14 protein-coding genes are annotated in these 15,763 nt (G+C 68.3%); 8 read left to right on the forward strand and 6 right to left on the reverse strand.

What is annotated here, in order from left to right; translation table 11 throughout:
* Nucleotides 1–16: 16 nt before the first annotated feature.
* From panB to der, 3 genes are all read left to right on the forward strand, one after another.
* The gene (panB, locus tag BLT60_RS16555; RefSeq protein WP_090878006.1) at nucleotides 17–835 is read left to right on the forward strand and encodes a 3-methyl-2-oxobutanoate hydroxymethyltransferase; all 819 of its coding nucleotides are present in this window, start codon (nucleotides 17–19) and stop codon (nucleotides 833–835) included.
* A 96-nt stretch (nucleotides 836–931) separates the two neighbouring features.
* On the forward strand, nucleotides 932–1,615 hold the full coding sequence (locus tag BLT60_RS16560) for a tetratricopeptide repeat protein (protein ID WP_090878007.1): 684 nt from the start codon (nucleotides 932–934) through the stop codon (nucleotides 1,613–1,615).
* 48 nt (nucleotides 1,616–1,663) lie between these two features.
* Nucleotides 1,664–3,025: a ribosome biogenesis GTPase Der gene (gene der, locus BLT60_RS16565; RefSeq protein ID WP_090878009.1), complete on the forward strand. Its 1,362-nt coding sequence runs from the start codon at nucleotides 1,664–1,666 to the stop codon at nucleotides 3,023–3,025.
* A gap of 1 nt (nucleotide 3,026) precedes the next feature.
* Here der and BLT60_RS16570 read toward each other — a convergent pair whose 3' ends face one another.
* From BLT60_RS16570 to alr, 6 genes are all read right to left on the reverse strand, one after another.
* On the reverse strand, nucleotides 3,027–3,770 hold the full coding sequence (locus tag BLT60_RS16570) for an SDR family NAD(P)-dependent oxidoreductase (protein ID WP_090878011.1): 744 nt from the start codon (nucleotides 3,768–3,770) through the stop codon (nucleotides 3,027–3,029).
* Complete coding sequence (gene purF / locus BLT60_RS16575) at nucleotides 3,767–5,248, reverse strand: amidophosphoribosyltransferase (RefSeq protein ID WP_090878013.1); 1,482 nt, start codon at nucleotides 5,246–5,248, stop codon at nucleotides 3,767–3,769. The genes BLT60_RS16570 and purF overlap by 4 nt, the downstream gene beginning before the upstream one ends.
* Before the next feature lie 37 nt (nucleotides 5,249–5,285).
* Entirely contained in the window at nucleotides 5,286–5,933 is a 648-nt protein-coding gene (locus BLT60_RS16580; protein WP_090878015.1) for a CvpA family protein, read from the reverse strand.
* Nucleotides 5,934–6,369: 436 nt separating this feature from the next.
* Nucleotides 6,370–7,779 (reverse strand): DNA repair protein RadA, encoded by a 1,410-nt coding sequence (gene radA, locus BLT60_RS16590; RefSeq protein WP_090878017.1) that lies wholly within the window; start codon nucleotides 7,777–7,779, stop codon nucleotides 6,370–6,372.
* 104 nt (nucleotides 7,780–7,883) lie between these two features.
* On the reverse strand, nucleotides 7,884–8,399 hold the full coding sequence (locus BLT60_RS16595) for an ester cyclase (RefSeq protein ID WP_090878019.1): 516 nt from the start codon (nucleotides 8,397–8,399) through the stop codon (nucleotides 7,884–7,886).
* Nucleotides 8,400–8,487: 88 nt separating this feature from the next.
* The gene (gene alr, locus BLT60_RS16600; protein WP_090878021.1) at nucleotides 8,488–9,600 is read right to left on the reverse strand and encodes an alanine racemase; all 1,113 of its coding nucleotides are present in this window, start codon (nucleotides 9,598–9,600) and stop codon (nucleotides 8,488–8,490) included.
* A 151-nt stretch (nucleotides 9,601–9,751) separates the two neighbouring features.
* On the opposite strand from alr, the gene BLT60_RS16605 reads away from it, so the two are divergent.
* Genes BLT60_RS16605 through xylB form a run of 5 tightly spaced genes read left to right on the forward strand, consistent with a single transcriptional unit; the run spans nucleotide 9,752 to nucleotide 15,761 of the window.
* The gene (locus BLT60_RS16605; RefSeq protein ID WP_090878023.1) at nucleotides 9,752–12,217 is read left to right on the forward strand and encodes an alpha-ketoacid dehydrogenase subunit alpha/beta; all 2,466 of its coding nucleotides are present in this window, start codon (nucleotides 9,752–9,754) and stop codon (nucleotides 12,215–12,217) included.
* Nucleotides 12,218–12,237: 20 nt separating this feature from the next.
* Complete coding sequence (locus BLT60_RS16610) at nucleotides 12,238–12,477, forward strand: lipoyl domain-containing protein (RefSeq protein ID WP_090878026.1); 240 nt, start codon at nucleotides 12,238–12,240, stop codon at nucleotides 12,475–12,477.
* 13 nt (nucleotides 12,478–12,490) lie between these two features.
* On the forward strand, nucleotides 12,491–13,300 hold the full coding sequence (locus tag BLT60_RS16615; RefSeq protein ID WP_090878028.1) for an alpha/beta fold hydrolase: 810 nt from the start codon (nucleotides 12,491–12,493) through the stop codon (nucleotides 13,298–13,300).
* Nucleotides 13,297–14,274, forward strand: a complete 978-nt coding sequence (locus BLT60_RS16620) for a sugar-binding transcriptional regulator (RefSeq protein ID WP_090878030.1) — start codon at nucleotides 13,297–13,299, stop codon at nucleotides 14,272–14,274. Before BLT60_RS16615 ends, BLT60_RS16620 begins: the two co-directional genes overlap by 4 nt.
* Nucleotides 14,271–15,761, forward strand: coding sequence for a xylulokinase (xylB, locus tag BLT60_RS16625; RefSeq protein ID WP_090878032.1), 1,491 nt, complete (start codon nucleotides 14,271–14,273; stop codon nucleotides 15,759–15,761). The genes BLT60_RS16620 and xylB overlap by 4 nt, the downstream gene beginning before the upstream one ends.
* Nucleotides 15,762–15,763: the final 2 nt, after the last annotated feature.

Here is a 15,763-nt window from a genome sequence, read left to right on the forward strand (position 1 = left end):
CAACACAGCGAGCATCATGTCTGCCCAGAACCAGACCCGGCGGATCACCGCCAACGACATCCGCGCCCGCAAGGGCGGCGAACCGATCGTCGCGCTGACCTCCTATCACGCGCACACGGCGCGGATCATCGATCCCTTCGTCGATTTCCTGCTGGTCGGTGATTCGCTCGGCATGGTGATGCATGGCCTCGAGACGACGCTGCCGGTGACGCTGGAAATGATGATCCTCCAGGGCCGCGCGGTGATGCGCGGCGCCAGCCATTGCCTCGTCGTCGTCGACCTGCCCTTCGGCAGCTACGAGGAAAGCCCGGTCAAGGCGTTCCAGACCGCCGCCCGGGTGCTGAAGGAAACCGGCTGCGGCGCGGTCAAGCTGGAGGGCGGCGCCCGGATGGCGGAAACCGTGCGTTTCCTGGTGGATCGCGGCGTGCCGGTGATGGGCCATGTCGGCCTGACGCCGCAGGCGGTCAACACCATCGGCGGCTTCAAGGTCCAGGGCCGTGACCCGGGCGGGGCGGAATCCATCCTCGCCGACGCCAAGGCGATCGAGGAGGCGGGGGCCTTCGCGGTGGTGGTCGAGGCGGTGGTCGAACCGCTGGCGCGCCAGATTACCGAGGCGATCGCCGTACCGACCGTCGGCATTGGCGCCTCGCCGGCCTGCGACGGCCAGATCCTGGTGCTGGAGGACATGCTCGGCCTCAGCCCATGGGCGCCGAAATTTGTCAAGCGCTTCGGGAATCTCGCCGAGCAGATCGAGGGTTCGGTGAAAGCCTATGTCAGCGAAGTTCGCGACCGGACGTTCCCGGCGGACGACAATGTGTATAAACCGAAGAAATAGCGGGCGGCGGCGGTTAGCCGGCGTTTGCAACCGGTGTTCCGCGGCGATAGTGTGCGGCCGCGTGGCGCGGGGTTTTCGCGCCGATTGTGAGGATTGATGTCCGATATCTTTCGCGAAGTCGATGAGGATATCCGCCACGAGCGGTTCAAGCGGCTATGGGACCGTTTCGGGCCCTGGGTGATCGGTGTCGCGGTCCTGATCGTCCTCATCACCGCCGGCTATCGCGGCTGGCAATATTGGGAAACCAGCCAGGCTGCTGCAACCGGCGACCGGTTCGTCGCCGCGATCAGCCTTGCCGACGACGGCAAGCATGAAGAGGCGATCGCCGCCCTCGGCGAGATCGAGGCCGACGGCAGCGGCGCCTACCCGGTGCTCGCCACCTTCCGCATCGCCACCGAAAAGGCCGCTTCCGGCGACGTCACCGGCGCTGTGGCTGCCTATGACGCTATCAACAGCCGGCCCAACGTCCCGGCCCTGGTCGGGGACCTGGCGCGACTGCGCGCCGCCATCCTCCTGACCGACAGCGCCAGTGTCGAAGAACTGACTTCCCGGATCGGCGATCTCGCCGACACCGGCAATCCCTGGCGCCACAACGCCCGCGAGATCCTCGGCTTCGCCGCCTTCCGCGCCGACGACCTCACCGCGGCGCGGACCTATTTCACCGAGATCGTGGACGACCAGGAGAGCGGGCAGGGCGCGCAATCCCGCGCCCAGGTCATGCTGTCGCTGATTGCTTCGCGCGAGGGCCAGCCGGCTGCGGCGGACCCGGGCGAAGGCTAGGCCGCCGGCAGGCACCTGCCGCCGCAGAATACAGCCGGGAACCGGGCCATGCTCGATCATGCACCGCGTGTCGTCATCATTGGACGACCGAATGTCGGCAAGTCGACGCTGTTCAACCGGCTGGTCGGCCGCAAGCTGGCGCTGGTCGACGACCAGCCGGGCGTGACCCGCGACCGGCGCGAGGGCGAAGCCTCGCTGCACGGGCTCGAATTCACCATCATCGACACCGCGGGCCTCGAGGAGGCCGACCCGAATTCGCTCGCCGGGCGGATGCGCGCCCAGACCGAAGCGGCCGTCGCCACCGCCGACCTCACCCTGTTCATGATCGACGCACGGGCCGGGGTGACGCCGCTCGACGCCCATTTCGCCACGCTGCTGCACGGGCTCGGGCAACCGGTGGTGCTGATCGCCAACAAGGCCGAGGGCAAGGCCGGCGCCGCGGGCGCGCTGGAGGCCTATGAACTCGGCTTCGGCGAGCCGCTGGCGGTCTCGGCCGAGCATGGCGAGGGCATGGCCGACCTGCATGAGGCGATCATCGCGGCGCTGCCGGAAGGCGCCGGGGAACACGCCGAGGACGACGCCGACAAGCCGATCCGCCTCGCCGTCATCGGCCGCCCCAACGCCGGCAAGTCGACGCTGATCAACCGGATGATCGGCCAGGAACGGCTGCTGACCGGCCCCGAGGCCGGCATCACCCGCGATTCGATCGCCGTCGACTGGACGTGGCGCGACCACGACTTCCGCATCTATGACACCGCCGGCATGCGCCGCCGCGCCAAGGTGGTCGAGAAGCTGGAGAAGATGGCGGTCGGCGACGGGTTGCGCGCCATCCGCTTCGCCGAGGTGGTGATCCTGGTCCTCGACGCCACGATGCCCTTCGACAAGCAGGACCTGCATATCGCCTCGCTGGTCGAGTCCGAGGGACGGGCGCTGATCATCGCGCTCAACAAGTGGGACCTGATCGAGGAACCGCAGGCGGTCCTCAAGGAACTGCGCATCGAGGTCGAGCGACTGCTGCCGCAGATCCGCGGCGTGGCGCTGGTGCCGGTCTCGGGCCTCGGCGGCAAGGGCATCGACAAGATGATGGTCAAGGCCATCGAGACCTACGAGGTGTGGAACCGCCGCATCTCGACAGCCAAGCTCAACCGCTGGCTGTCAGGGGTGGTCGAGCATCACCCGCCGCCGGCGGTCTCGGGCCGACGGATCAAGCTGCGCTACCTGACCCAGGCCAAGGCGCGCCCGCCGAGCTTCGTCGCCTTCTGCTCCCGTCCGGAAGCCCTGCCGACCGCCTGGCAGCGCTACCTGCTCAACGCGCTGCGGGACGACTTCAAGCTTCCCGGGGTGCCGCTCCGCCTGATGCTGAGAAAAGGCGAGAACCCCTTCGAGGGGCGCAAACGCAAGCGTCAGTAGGTCAGGACGTGACCAGCAGGTCCCGGGTCTCGCCATTGGGGAAGCTGAACAGCACGCCGTTGGCCGTGTAGCCGGGCGACACCATGCGGACGATGTCCTCGGTGACGGCGTCCGGTGTCTTCAGCGTGTCGGGGTCTTCTCCCGGGCGGCTCTGGGCGCGCATGTGGGTGCGCAAGGCGCCGGGGTCGAAGAGGTTGGCGGTCACCGCCGTCTGGCGCATCTCGCCGGCATAGGTCTTGACCAGGGCCTCGAGCGCGGCTTTCGAGGCGGAATAGACGCCCCAATACGGCCGGCAGCGATGGGCGGCGCCGGAGGTGACGAACAGGGCGCGGCCGGCGTCGGACTGGCGCAGCAGCGGATCGAGCGAGCGGATCAGCCGCCAGTTGGCGGTGACATTGACCGCCATGACATCGTCGAAGACCTTCGGCTCGAGATGGCCCATCGGCGTGATGACGCCGAGCATGCCGGCATTGCCGAGCAGGATGTCGAGCTTGCCCCAGCGCTCGTAGATCGCGCCGCCGAGGCGGTCGATGGCCGCAAAGTCCTTGAGGTCGAAGGGGACGAGGGTGGCTTCGCCGCCCATCGCGCGGATCTCGTCGTCGAGTTCCTCGAGGCCGCCGACGGTGCGAGCCACGGCGACGATATGGGCGCCGGCGGCGGCCATCGCACGCGCCGCGGCATAGCCGACGCCGCGCGACGCGCCGGTCACCACGGCGACCCGGCCGGACAGGGGCTTGTCGCTCATGCCGCGCCGGTCAGCAGCGTGACGGGATCGGCCCCCGCATCCTCGGATGCGACGCTCCGGCCGTTTTCGAGATCGACCAGCCGCGTCGGGTAATCGCCCGTGAAGCAGGCGTCGCAGAATTGCGGGGCGCCGGAATCGCGATGCGCCTCGCCGACGGCGCGGTAGAGCCCGTCGATGGTCAGGAAGCGGAGGCTGTCGACCTTGATGAAGTCCTCCATCTCGGCGACCGTCAGCCGCGAGGCGATGAGCTTCGACTGCTCCGGCGTATCGACCCCGTAGAAGCAGGAATGGCTGGTCGGCGGACTGGCGATCCGCATATGGACCTCCGTCGCGCCGGCATCGCGGACCATCTGCACGATCTTCGACGAGGTCGTGCCGCGCACGATGGAATCGTCGACCAGCACGACGCGCTTGCCGGCGAGGATATCGCGGTTGGCGTTGTGCTTGAGCTTGACGCCCATGTGGCGGATGGCGTCGCTCGGCTCGATGAAGGTGCGGCCGACATAGTGATTGCGGATGATGCCGAGATCGAAGGGGAGGCCCGCCGCCTCGGCGAAACCGATCGCCGCCGGCGTGCCGGAATCCGGCACCGGCACCACCAGGTCGGCCGGCGCCATCGCCTCGCGGGCGAGCTCCGCGCCGATCCGCTTGCGGACCTCGTAGACGCCGCGGCCGTTGACCACCGAATCCGGCCGGGAGAAATAGACATATTCGAAGATGCAGAAGCGCGAGCGGCGCCGGTCGAACGGGCGCAGGCTCTCGATGCCCTCCGGGGTGACGATGACCATCTCGCCGGGCTCGACGTCGCGAACGAAGCGGGCGCCGATGATGTCGAGGGCGCAGGTCTCCGAGGCCAGCACCGCCGAGCCGTCGAGGTCGCCGAGAACCAGCGGCCGGACGCCGAGCGGATCGCGGCAGCCGATCATCTTCTTCGACGAGAGGCAGACCAGCGACCAGGCGCCTTCGAGTTCCGACAGCGCGTCGATGATGCGGTCGACGAGACGGCCGCTGCGGCTGGTGGCGATCAGGTGGAGGATGACCTCGGTATCGCTGGTCGACTGGAAGATCGAGCCGCGGCGCTGCAGCTCGTTCTGCAGCGAGAGGGCATTGGTGATGTTGCCGTTATGGGCGACGGCGAAACCGCCGCCGGAAAAACCGGCGAAGAGCGGCTGGATGTTGCTCTCCATCGGCCCGCCGCGCGTCGAATAGCGGACATGGCCGATGGCGCGGTCGCCGGGCAGGCGCTCGATCACCGCGCGTTCGGTGAAATTGTCGCCGACGACGCCGAAATGCCGCTCGTGATGGAAGGCCTTGCCGTCGAAGGAGACGATGCCCGCCGCCTCCTGGCCGCGATGCTGGAGGGCGTGGAGGCCGAGCGCGGTGAGGGCTGCCGAGTCCTGGTGCCCGAAGACGCCGAAGACGCCGCACTCCTCATGCAGCTTGTCGTCGTCGGGGCCGAAGGGCAGGCCCGTCGGCATGGCAGTTGCGCTCCTGGCGGGGGGCGAATGGGTCACGCTAGTTTGCTGTTCCCGGATCGGTGTTTTCGATCAGTTGGTCGATGGCGCCGCGCTCGCTGTCGTCATAGGCCGGATCGCCGGGCGCGGCGTCCGGCGGCGCGGCATCCGACGTCGCCGGATTGGGCGCCTCTTCGGATCCGCCACCGCGGATGCGGTTGAGCAGGGACGCTTCCGCGTCTTCCGGCAGAGCCGCCATCAACTGCTCGCCGAGATTGTCGAGGAACGGCTTGGTCCGCGCGTCGGCGACCCAGGCCGGCGGCGCCGGCACCAGCCAGTTGAAGAACAGCAGGGCGATGACCAGGAGCAGGATGCCCCGCACCGCGCCGAAGATGAAGCCGAAGGCCCGGTCGATCGCGCCGACGCGACTGTCGATGACGAAATCGGAGATCTTCATCGTGATGTAGCTCGCCACGATCAGGGCGACGAAGAAGATCACCGCCGCCGAGACGATGATGGCGATCGTCCGGTTGTCGAAATAGGGCTCCACCAGCGGCAGCAGCGACTTGTAGAAATAGTAGGCGGCCGCCGCGGCTGCCACCCATGAGGCGACGGACAGGACCTCGCGGACGAAGCCTCGCACCATGGCGAGGCCCGCCGAAATCAGGACGACGACGATGACGATGACGTCGAGAACCGTAACCGGCATGAGCTCTTCCGTTCCAGGGGCGGCCGGACGGCGCGGCCACAATGACAGTTGGCTAACACGATTCTTCGTGTCGGTCCCGCGGTCTCCAAAGGGCTTGCGCGAATCAACCTATGAGTGTAAAATGATAACGATTACACCCAATGAAAGCTCGCGCTCGTTCCTTTTGCTTCGGGGAGTTCATGGGACATGAAGGCACTCGCCATCATAGTCAATATCTTCGTACCGGGAAGTGGCACGATAATCGTGGGCAAGTTGGGGCAGGGGGCGGCCCAATTCCTGCTCTTCGCCCTCGGCATCGTCCTGACATTCGCTGTTGCCGGCCCGATTGTCGGCGTCCCGCTGGCAGTCGCTGCCTGGGTCTGGGCCCTCGACTCGGCCGCCGGCGACGAAACCGTGACCTCTCGCAGCAAGGCGCCCCGCCAGACCGAAAACGCGCTCAGCTTTCTTGATCGGCGGGATCGGCATCCATCCGTCGTGCGGCAATCTCCGCGACCAATTCCACAAGCTGACCGATCCCCCTAGTCGTCATCCCGGCGACGTCCTGTCCGGCCGATGCCGCCGGCAGGACCGCCTGGGCGAAACCGAGCTTGCCGGACTCCTTGAGCCTTGACGGCGCGTGCGAGACCGGGCGCACGGCGCCAGACAGGCTGACCTCGCCGAAATAGGCGCAATCCGGCGGCAAGGGGGCGTTGAGCCGCGAGGAAACCAGCGCCGCCGCGACGGCAAGGTCGGCCGCCGGCTCGCTGATCCGCAGGCCGCCGGCGACGTTGAGATAGACATCGCAATCTCCGAGGCGGACCCGGCAATGCGCTTCGAGCACGGCGAGGATCATCGCCAGCCGGCTCTGGTCCCAGCCGATCACCGCCCGGCGCGGCGTGCCGAGCGTGGTGGGCGCGACCAGCGCCTGTATCTCGACCAGCACGGGCCGGGTGCCTTCCATGCCGGCGAAGACCGCGGCGCCCGGCGTCTTCGAATTGCGCTCGCCGAGAAAGAGTTCGGACGGGTTTGGCACTTCGCGGAGGCCGGCGCCGCCCATCTCGAAGACGCCGATCTCGTCGGTCGGGCCGAAGCGGTTCTTGACGGCGCGCAGGATGCGGAAGTGGTGGCCGCCTTCGCCTTCGAAATAGAGCACGCCGTCGACCATATGCTCGACGACGCGGGGGCCGGCGATCTGCCCGTCCTTGGTGACATGCCCGACGAAGACCACCGCCGCGCCGCTCTGCTTGGCGTAGCGGATCAGCGCCTGGGCGGAGGCGCGGACCTGCGTGACGGTGCCCGGCGCGGAGTCGGCGGCGTCCGTCCACATGGTCTGGATCGAGTCGGCGATCAGGAGGGCGGGCGTCTCCTCCAGCGCCAGCGTTGCGAGAATGTTCTCGACACTGGTTTCGGCCGCGAGCTTGACCGAGGCGTCGGCAAGGCCGAGGCGTTCCGCCCGCATCCGGATCTGGGCGACCGCCTCCTCGCCGGAGACATAGACGACCCGGTGGCCACCATTGGCGAGCGCCGCGGCGGCCTGCAGGAGCAGCGTCGACTTGCCGATGCCGGGATCGCCGCCGACCAGCAGGGCCGAGCCGCGGACGAGGCCGCCGCCGGTCACCCGGTCGAACTCGGCGATGCCGGTGCGCGTGCGCGGCGCCTCGGCGGTCGAGCCGGCCAGCCTTTCAAGCTTGATGACCCGCCCCTTGCCCGAACCGCGCTTCGGCCCGGCGCCGACGCCGGTCGCGCCGGATTCCTCGACCAGCGCGTTCCACTCGCCGCAATCGTCGCATCGCCCCTGCCAGCGCGGGCTGACCGCCCCGCAATTCTGGCAGATATACTGGACCTTGTTCCGGGCGGCGGCACGCATGGGCGATTCCTGTGTTCGCGCTATGTTCTCATGCTTGTATCCCGAAATCAATCGCCCGCCAAGGCCATCGCTGCGCACGGACGCAGCGATGGAACGCGAGGTGCTCAGTCGGCGAATTGCCGGTTCGGGAGGCTCGGGTCGGCGATCTTGCGCGCGGCCTCGGCGCCGCAGACCGGCAGCCCCGTCGGATCGAGAAGCCCGATCTGCACCAGCAGGCTCGCCTGATCCCAGTAGATGTGCTCGTGGCTGACCTTGCCGTCCTTGAAGCCGACGATCACCACCAGGGCGATCTCGACCTTCTTTCCGGTTGGCGCGACACCGGGCAGCATCCAGTCGATCGGCGTCGTATGGGTGAAGCTGATGAAGTTCTCCTCGACGATCTGGTCCTCGCCGACGGTGCGCGTGAGGGTGGTCAGCACGACGTCGGGCGGGAAGAACTTGCCGACCAGATGGTCGCGGTAGAAGGCCCGAACGCCGTCGTGACCGACGCCGCCCATCAGGGTCGGGACGTTGGTGAGGTGCGGCGCGTCGGACATGGTTGCCATGGTTGTGTCGAGGTCGCCGGCCAGTTCGGCGTCGACGTGGCGCTTGAAGGCATCGATCTTCGCTTGCTTGGACATGGGCGCGCTCCTTGTGCGGCAGTCGCCGCGGGTTGATGGCATCATGCACCCGGCAACCTGCGATCGGATTAACGCCGCAGGACAAGTCTCAGGGGCGGTAACGCCGGTGATACCGCCGGCCCAGGCTCGTCAGCAGTTCGTAGCCGATGGTGCCGGCGCGTTCGGCGACCTCGTCGACGGGGATGTTGGGGCCGAAGAGCTCGACCCAGTCGCCGCGCCGGGCATCGGAGATTTCGGTGACGTCGATGGTGATCAGGTCCATCGAAACGCGGCCGACGAGGGGGGCGGCGCGGCCGCGCAGGAAGGCAAGGGCGCCGGGGCGCTGGTCGGAGGAACTGGCGTGGCGGGGATAGCCGTCGGCATACCCCACCGCGAGGATGGCGAGGCGGCTCGGCCGGTCGAGCGCCTCGGTCGCGCCGTAGCCGACGGTTTCACCGGGCGCCGCGTCGCGGACCTGGAGGATGCGGGCTTCCAGCGTCGCAACCGGACGCATCGGGTTGACGGCGTCGTTGACCGCCGCGCCGCCATAGAGCGCGATGCCCGGCCGGACGAGGTCGAAACGGTAATCGGGCCCGAGAAAAATGCCGGCCGAATTGGCCAGCGATGCGGGCACGTCGGGCAGGCGGGCGCGAACCGCGCGGAAGGCGTCGCGTTGGCGTTGGTTGAGCGGGTGGTCCGGCGTATCGGCGCAGGCAAGATGGCTCATCACCAGCGTCAGGCCGAGGGTGTCGGCAAGGCCGGGCCCGGCGAGGAGCGCCTCCGCCTCGCCAAGGCCGAGGCCCATGCGGTGCATGCCGGTGTCGATGTGAAGGGCTGCGTGCGCGGCCGGGTTCTGCCGGCGGTGGGCCGTCCACTCCTCGATCTCGGGAAGCGATGAGAGGACCGGGCGAAGGTTTGCCTGCGCATAGGTGGCGGCGGCGCCCTCGAACAGGCCGTCGAGGATGTAGATCGTCGCCTCGGGCAGCGTGGCGCGCAGCCGCAGGCCTTCCTCCGGCACCGCGACGAAGAAGGTGTCGCAGCCGGCGCCGGCGAGAGCGCGGACCGCCGGCTCGAGACCGATGCCATAGCCGTCGCCCTTGACCACCGCCGCAGTGGCCGCGCCCTCGGCGCGGGCCGCAAGGTCGCGCCAGTTGTCGGCCAGCGCATCGCGGTCGATGGTCAGGCGGCCGCCGGCGAGGGTCTCGGGCGTCTCGGCGGTCATTTTTCTCGCGCTGCAGGGAGGCGGGGTTGAGCGATCATGATTCGCATTGTCGGCGATTGCCGCTGCGACGACGAGACGCGATTGTCGATTTCGACTGGCATAGTACTTTTGTTCATGGCAAAAGACATATGTCGAAACAACGGAAACGCCGATGCCCAAAGAGCTCTTTGTCGATCCGCTGCTGATGCGCAAAGCCGCCCGGCTGCAGTTCCCCGATATCCAGATCCACGCTTATGCGACGCCATTGGCGGAAGAAAGGCAGCGCTACGGCGACGAGACGCTGCTGCGCGTGCTGCGCGACATGATGGTGGTCCGCGAGTTCGAGACCATGCTCGGCGCCTTCAAGGGGCAGGGCGCCTATTCGGGCATCGAGTTCCTCTACAAGGGGCCGGCCCATCTTTCGATCGGCCAGGAGGGCGCCGCGGTCGGCGCGTCGCTGGCGCTTGAGCCGGGCGATCACGTCTTCGGCAGTCACCGCAGCCATGGCGAGTTCATCGCCAAGGGCCTGGCGGCGATTGCCGGGCTGGAGCCGGCCGCGCTCCAGGCGATCATGGAAGAGCACCAGGGCGGCGCCCTGCTGAAGACCGTCGAGACCCATCTTGGTGGCGGCGACGAGAAGACGACGGCGGAAAAATTCCTGCTGCTCGGCCTGCTCGCCGAGATCTTCATGCGCGCCAACGGCTTCAACGGCGGCATGGGCGGCTCGATGCACGCCTTCTTCCTGCCCTTCGGCGCCTATCCCAACAACGCCATTGTCGGCGCGTCGGCCGGCATCGCCACCGGGTCGGCTATGCGCAAGCGTCTTGGCGGAAACGGCGGCATCTCGGTCGCCTATGCCGGCGACGGCTCGACCGGCTGCGGCCCGGTCTGGGAGGCGATGAATTTCGCCAGCATGGCCCAGTTGAGCGGCCTGTGGCCGGAAGAGCATCGCGGCGGGTTGCCGGTGCTCTTCTGCTTCAACAACAATTTCTACGCGATGGGCGGCCAGACCATCGGCGAGACCGCCGGCTGGGACCGGCTGTCGCGGATCGGCGCCGGCATCAACCCGTCGGCGATGCATGCCGAGACCGTCGATGGCGCCAACCCGCTCGCCGTCGCCGACGCGGTTGCGCGCAAGCGCGCGCTGCTGGTCGAGGGCAAGGGGCCGGGCTTGCTGGATATCGAGTGCTACCGCTTCTCCGGTCACTCGACCACCGACGCCAATGTCTACCGCTCGCGCGATGAGTTGAAGGCGTGGGAGGCCAACGACCCGATCGTGCTGTTCGCTGCCACTCTCAAGGAAGCCGGCATTCTCGACGATGCGGCCGAGGCCGAAATGCGAGACGGTGTCGCCGGGCTGATGCGCGGGGTGACCCAGGCGGCGGTCGATCCGGCGATCGCCCCGCCGGTCGATATCCGCAAGGACCCGACGCTGATCGGCAAGCTGATGTTCTCCAACACCGCGATCGAACTGCCGGCCGAGCCGCAGGGCGGGCTGCCCGATCCGACCACCTCGTCGCGCGTCCGCCAGCTTGCCAAGAAGGCGCGCTACGGCCTCGACGAGAATGGCGAGCGCCACTCGCCGATGCGCGCCGTCACCATCCGCGACGCGCTGTTCGAGTCGCTGCTCCACCACTTCACCCATGACCCGTCGCTGATCGGCTATGGCGAGGAATGCCGCGAATGGGGCGGCGCCTTCGGCGTCTATCGCGGATTGTCGGACATTCTCCCCTATGACCGGCTGTTCAACTCGCCGATCTCGGAAGCCGCCATCGTCGCCACCGCCGTCGGCTACGCGATGGAAGGCGGCCGGGCGGTGGTCGAGCTGATGTATACCGACTTCATCGGCCGGGCCGGCGACGAGATCTTCAACCAGATGGCCAAGTGGCAGTCGATGTCGGCTGGCATGCTGAAGCTGCCGGTGGTGCTGCGCTGCGCGACGGGCAGCAAGTATGGCGCCCAGCATTCGCAGGACTGGAGCGGCCTCGTCGCCCATATACCGGGGCTGAAGGTCGTCTACCCGGCGACCCCCTATGATGCCAAGGGCCTGCTCGCCACGGCGCTGTCGAGCAACGATCCGGTGGTCTTCTTCGAGAGCCAGCGGCTCTACGACGCGATGGAGACGGTCCACGAGGGCGGCGTGCCGACGGAATATTACCAGTTGCCGTTCGGCGTTCCCGATGTGAAGCGGGAAGGGACCGACGTCACGATCCTGACCATCGGCCCGTCGCTCTATCCGGCACTTGCCGCCGCCGAGACGCTGGCTTCGGAGCGCGGCGTGTCGGCGGAGATCATCGACGCGCGGTCGCTGGTGCCGTTCGACTACGAGACGGTTCTCAAGTCGGTGAAGAAGACCGGGCGCATCCTGCTGGTCTCCGAGGCGTCGGAACGCGGCAGCTTCCTGATGACGCTCGCCGCCAATATCGGCCGCTACGGCCATGGCGACCTTGCCGCCGCGCCACGGGTGCTGGGATCGCCGAACTGGATCGTGCCGGGCGCCGAGATGGAATCGACCTATTTTCCCCAGGCGCATGACATCGTCGATATTGTGTGCAGCGAACTGATGCCCGAAAAGAATACCGACTGGCAGGGCTTGCGGAACTGGGACGGTCTCGACATGTCCCGGCGCGGACTGTGATCGGCTAGAGGAGAAATCTCATGGATGTACCGATTGTCATGCCGCAGCTCGGCGTCGATATCGAGGAAGCCCAGATCGACGAGTGGCTGAAGGCCGAAGGCGACGCGGTGAGCGAGGGCGACCAGATCGTCATCGTCACCACGCCGAAGGTGACGCTCGAACTGGAAGCCCCGGCGACCGGCGTCCTCAAGTCGATTGCCGTGCCGGCCGACGAAATCGCCAAGGTCGGTACGACCCTCGGCATCATCGCCAGCGACTGATCCGGGACAAACGATGCCGAGCCAGGACACGACGATCGAGGTCGCCGGGCGGCGCCTTTCCTATCTCGCCGCCGGGGATGACGGGCCGCCGGTCCTGCTCCTCCACGGCTTTGGCGCCGACAGGCTGACCTGGCTGCTTACCCAGCGCGACGTGGCGGCCTATGCCTCCACCATCGCCATCGACCTGCCGGGCCACGGCCTGTCGGACCGGGAAGTCGGCGCGGGCGACATCGCCTCCTTCACCGACCTGGTCGCAGGCTTCCAGAAGGCCCGAGGCACTGGGCCGGTGCATGTCATCGGCCATTCGCTCGGCGGCGCCATCGCCATCGACCTCGCCCATCGCCACCCGGAACTGGTCTCCTCGCTCTTCCTGCTCGCCCCGGCCGGTGTCGGCAACGGGGTCGACGAGACCTTTCTCACCGCCCTGACCGGCATGGAGACGCTCGACCAGGCAAGCTCCGTGCTCGAGCGGCTGGTGGCGCGGCGGCGGCTGATCAGCCCGCAGATGACGGCCCGGGCGCTGGCCCAGATCTCCGAGCCGGGCGTTCGCGAAGCGCTCAACAAGGTCGCCGGCAACCTGCGCGGCGCCCATCTCGACCTCGCCGACGCCGTTTCCGGTGTTGCCGGGCGCGGGATTCCGGTCACGGTGGTCTGGGGCGCGGGCGATACAGTCAATCCGCTGACAGAGGACAGCGCGAAAGCGCTCGGCGCCATCCTCCATGTCGTCGAGGATGCCGGCCACCTGCCGCATATCGAGAGCCATGCCAAGGTCAACGCCCTGATCCGCGCCTTCCTGACCGGTGGGGACGGGGCCGGGGCGTGACCAGGCTTCGCCGCGCGGCCGGCACCGAGCAGCGGCGCGACGACGCCTCGCTGCGGCTTCGGGCGGCGTGGCTCTATTTCAGCCACGGCCTGACCCAGAAGGATATTTCCGACCGGCTCGGCGTCAGCCGCGGCACGGTGATCCGCATGCTGGCCGAGGCGCGCGAGCGCGGCGAGGTGCAGATCTGGATCGGCGAGGGCGACAGCGAATGCGTCGACCTGGCATTGCGCCTCGAGGATGCCTTCGGCCTCGACGAGGCGATCGTCACCCCCGGCATCGACGACGACAGCGCCCCGAAATCGGTCGGCTCGGCGCTCGGCCGCTTCCTGTCGGAAGTGGTCAGCGACGGACAGACCATCGGCCTCGGCTGGGGCCGGACGCTGATGGCCTCGCTCGGCAGCCTGCGCGCCGTGCGGCGGCAGGGCGTCAAGGTGGTGTCGCTGGTCGGCGGCGTCGTCGAGGCGCGCGAGAGTTCGCCGCTTGAATATTCATGGCGGGTGGCCAGCCAGTTCGGGGCGGAATGCTACCTGTTCATCGCGCCTGCCTTTGTCGACTCGCCGACCACGAAGAAACGGCTGATCGAGGATTGTGGGCTCGACGCCCTCTATCGGCTGGGCCAGTCGCTGGATATCGCGGTCGTCGGCGTCGGCGGCGTTGGCGTCGGCCAGCAGTCGCAGGCGGCGAGCATGATCAGCACCGCGGAGCGCGACGAACTGCTTGCGCTCGGCGCGGTCGCCGACGTGCTGTGCAGTTTCATCGACGCCGACGGCAAGACCGTGCCGCATTCGCTCAATCGGCGGGTGATGAGCATCCCGCTTGACGATGTCGCCAAGGCAGGCCACGTCGTCGTTGCCGGCGGCGGCGCGGCGCGGGCGACGGCGATCCGCGCCGCGATCCGCCGCGTCGGCTGCAATACGCTGGTGACCGACGAGGGCGCGGCGCGGGCACTACTGGAGGGGGCAGGGGGCGAATGACGACCTATCTCGGCATCGATGTCGGCACGACGGCGGTCAAGACCATCGTCATCGACGAGGACCAGACGCTGCTTGCCAGCGCTTCGGTTCCCCATCCGATCCTCAGCCCGGTGCCGGGCGCGCGCGAGCAGGAGCCAGACGCCTGGCTCGCCGCCGTCGAACAGTCGCTCGCCGAAATCCGTCAGGCGGCGCCCGACGCCTATGCAGGAATCGCCGCGATCGGACTGTCCGGCCAGATGCATTCGCTTGTGACGCTGGGCGCCGACCACCGGCCGCTGCGCAACGCCATCCTGTGGAATGACGGGCGCGGCGCGGCCGAATGCGCCGAACTCACCGCCGCGGTGCCGGATATCGCCGAGATTACCGGCGTCATCGCCATGCCGGGCTTGAGCGCCGGCAAGGTGCTGTGGCTGAAGAATCACGAGCCCGAGGTCTTTGCCAGGATCGCCGCGGTGATGCTGGCCAAGGACTATGTCCGGCTGTGGCTGACCGGCGAGGTCGTCACTGACATGTCGGACGCCGCCGGCACCCAGATGTTCGACGAGCGCGAGCGGCGCTGGTCGGATCGGGTCGTCGCGGCGGTCGGGCTGCGGATGGACCAGTTGCCGCGCCTCGTCGAGGGCACTGAGGTCTCGGGCCGGCTTGGCGCGCCGATCGCCGACAAACTCGGTCTGAAGGCCGGCATTCCGGTCGCCGGTGGCGGTGGCGACGGTGGCACCGGCGCGGCCGGCATTGGCTGCGTCGAACCGGGGTCGGGCTTTCTGTCGCTCGGAACCGCCGGCGTCTATGTCGCCGCGCAGGACCGCTACGCCCCGAAGTCGGAGACCCTGGTCCACGACTTCGCCCATTGCATCCCCGGCCGCTGGTTCCAGATGGGCGCGCTGCTCAATGGCGCGAGTCCTCTCGCCTGGACGATGAAGGTGCTCGGCGAGACCGACACGGATGCGGCGCTGAAGGCGGTCGCAGCGGACTACGCCGCGCCGTCGCCGGTGATCTTCCTGCCTTACCTGACCGGTGAGCGGACGCCGCATAACGATCCCGATGCGCGCGGCGCCTTCTTCGGGCTGGATCAGGCCACGACCCGGACCCAGATGGTCCAGGCGGTGCTGGAGGGCGTCGCCTATTCGCTGCGCGATGCGCAGGACTGTCTCGATGCCGCCGGTGCGGTGGTCGAGCGGCCGGGCTTCCTCGGCGGCGGCTCGAAGAGCCGGCTGTGGGCGCGGATCATCGCCACGGTGCTCGGCCGGCCGCTGGTCCGCTATCGCGGTGCCGACCTTGGGCCGGCGCTGGGCGCGGCGCGGATGGCGATCATCGCCGCGACCGGCGCCTCGGTGACGGCGGTCTGCACCGCGCCGGAGGAGGAAGAGACGATCATGCCGGACGCGGCGCTGGTCGACGCCTATGCCGACAGGCAGGCGGTGTTCCGGGCTCTCTACAAGGCGGAGCGCGGCGTTCGCGAGGCGCGGGCGAGCAGCGGCGCCGCCTGAGG

The sequence above is a fragment of the Bauldia litoralis genome (assembly GCF_900104485.1).
GTDB lineage: Bacteria > Pseudomonadota > Alphaproteobacteria > Rhizobiales > Kaistiaceae > Bauldia > Bauldia litoralis.

Excerpts from the sequence above, each read along its gene's own strand:
- panB (WP_090878006.1), top strand. The coding sequence starts at position 17 with ATGTCTGCCCAGAACCAGACCCGGCGGATCACCGCCAACGACATCCGC.
- BLT60_RS16560 (WP_090878007.1), top strand. The coding sequence starts at position 932 with ATGTCCGATATCTTTCGCGAAGTCGATGAGGATATCCGCCACGAGCGG.
- der (WP_090878009.1), top strand. The coding sequence starts at position 1,664 with ATGCTCGATCATGCACCGCGTGTCGTCATCATTGGACGACCGAATGTC.
- BLT60_RS16570 (WP_090878011.1), bottom strand. The coding sequence starts at position 3,770 with ATGAGCGACAAGCCCCTGTCCGGCCGGGTCGCCGTGGTGACCGGCGCG.
- purF (WP_090878013.1), bottom strand. The coding sequence starts at position 5,248 with ATGCCGACGGGCCTGCCCTTCGGCCCCGACGACGACAAGCTGCATGAG.
- BLT60_RS16580 (WP_090878015.1), bottom strand. The coding sequence starts at position 5,933 with ATGCCGGTTACGGTTCTCGACGTCATCGTCATCGTCGTCGTCCTGATT.
- radA (WP_090878017.1), bottom strand. The coding sequence starts at position 7,779 with ATGCGTGCCGCCGCCCGGAACAAGGTCCAGTATATCTGCCAGAATTGC.
- BLT60_RS16595 (WP_090878019.1), bottom strand. The coding sequence starts at position 8,399 with ATGTCCAAGCAAGCGAAGATCGATGCCTTCAAGCGCCACGTCGACGCC.
- alr (WP_090878021.1), bottom strand. The coding sequence starts at position 9,600 with ATGACCGCCGAGACGCCCGAGACCCTCGCCGGCGGCCGCCTGACCATC.
- BLT60_RS16605 (WP_090878023.1), top strand. The coding sequence starts at position 9,752 with ATGCCCAAAGAGCTCTTTGTCGATCCGCTGCTGATGCGCAAAGCCGCC.
- BLT60_RS16610 (WP_090878026.1), top strand. The coding sequence starts at position 12,238 with ATGGATGTACCGATTGTCATGCCGCAGCTCGGCGTCGATATCGAGGAA.
- BLT60_RS16615 (WP_090878028.1), top strand. The coding sequence starts at position 12,491 with ATGCCGAGCCAGGACACGACGATCGAGGTCGCCGGGCGGCGCCTTTCC.
- xylB (WP_090878032.1), top strand. The coding sequence starts at position 14,271 with ATGACGACCTATCTCGGCATCGATGTCGGCACGACGGCGGTCAAGACC.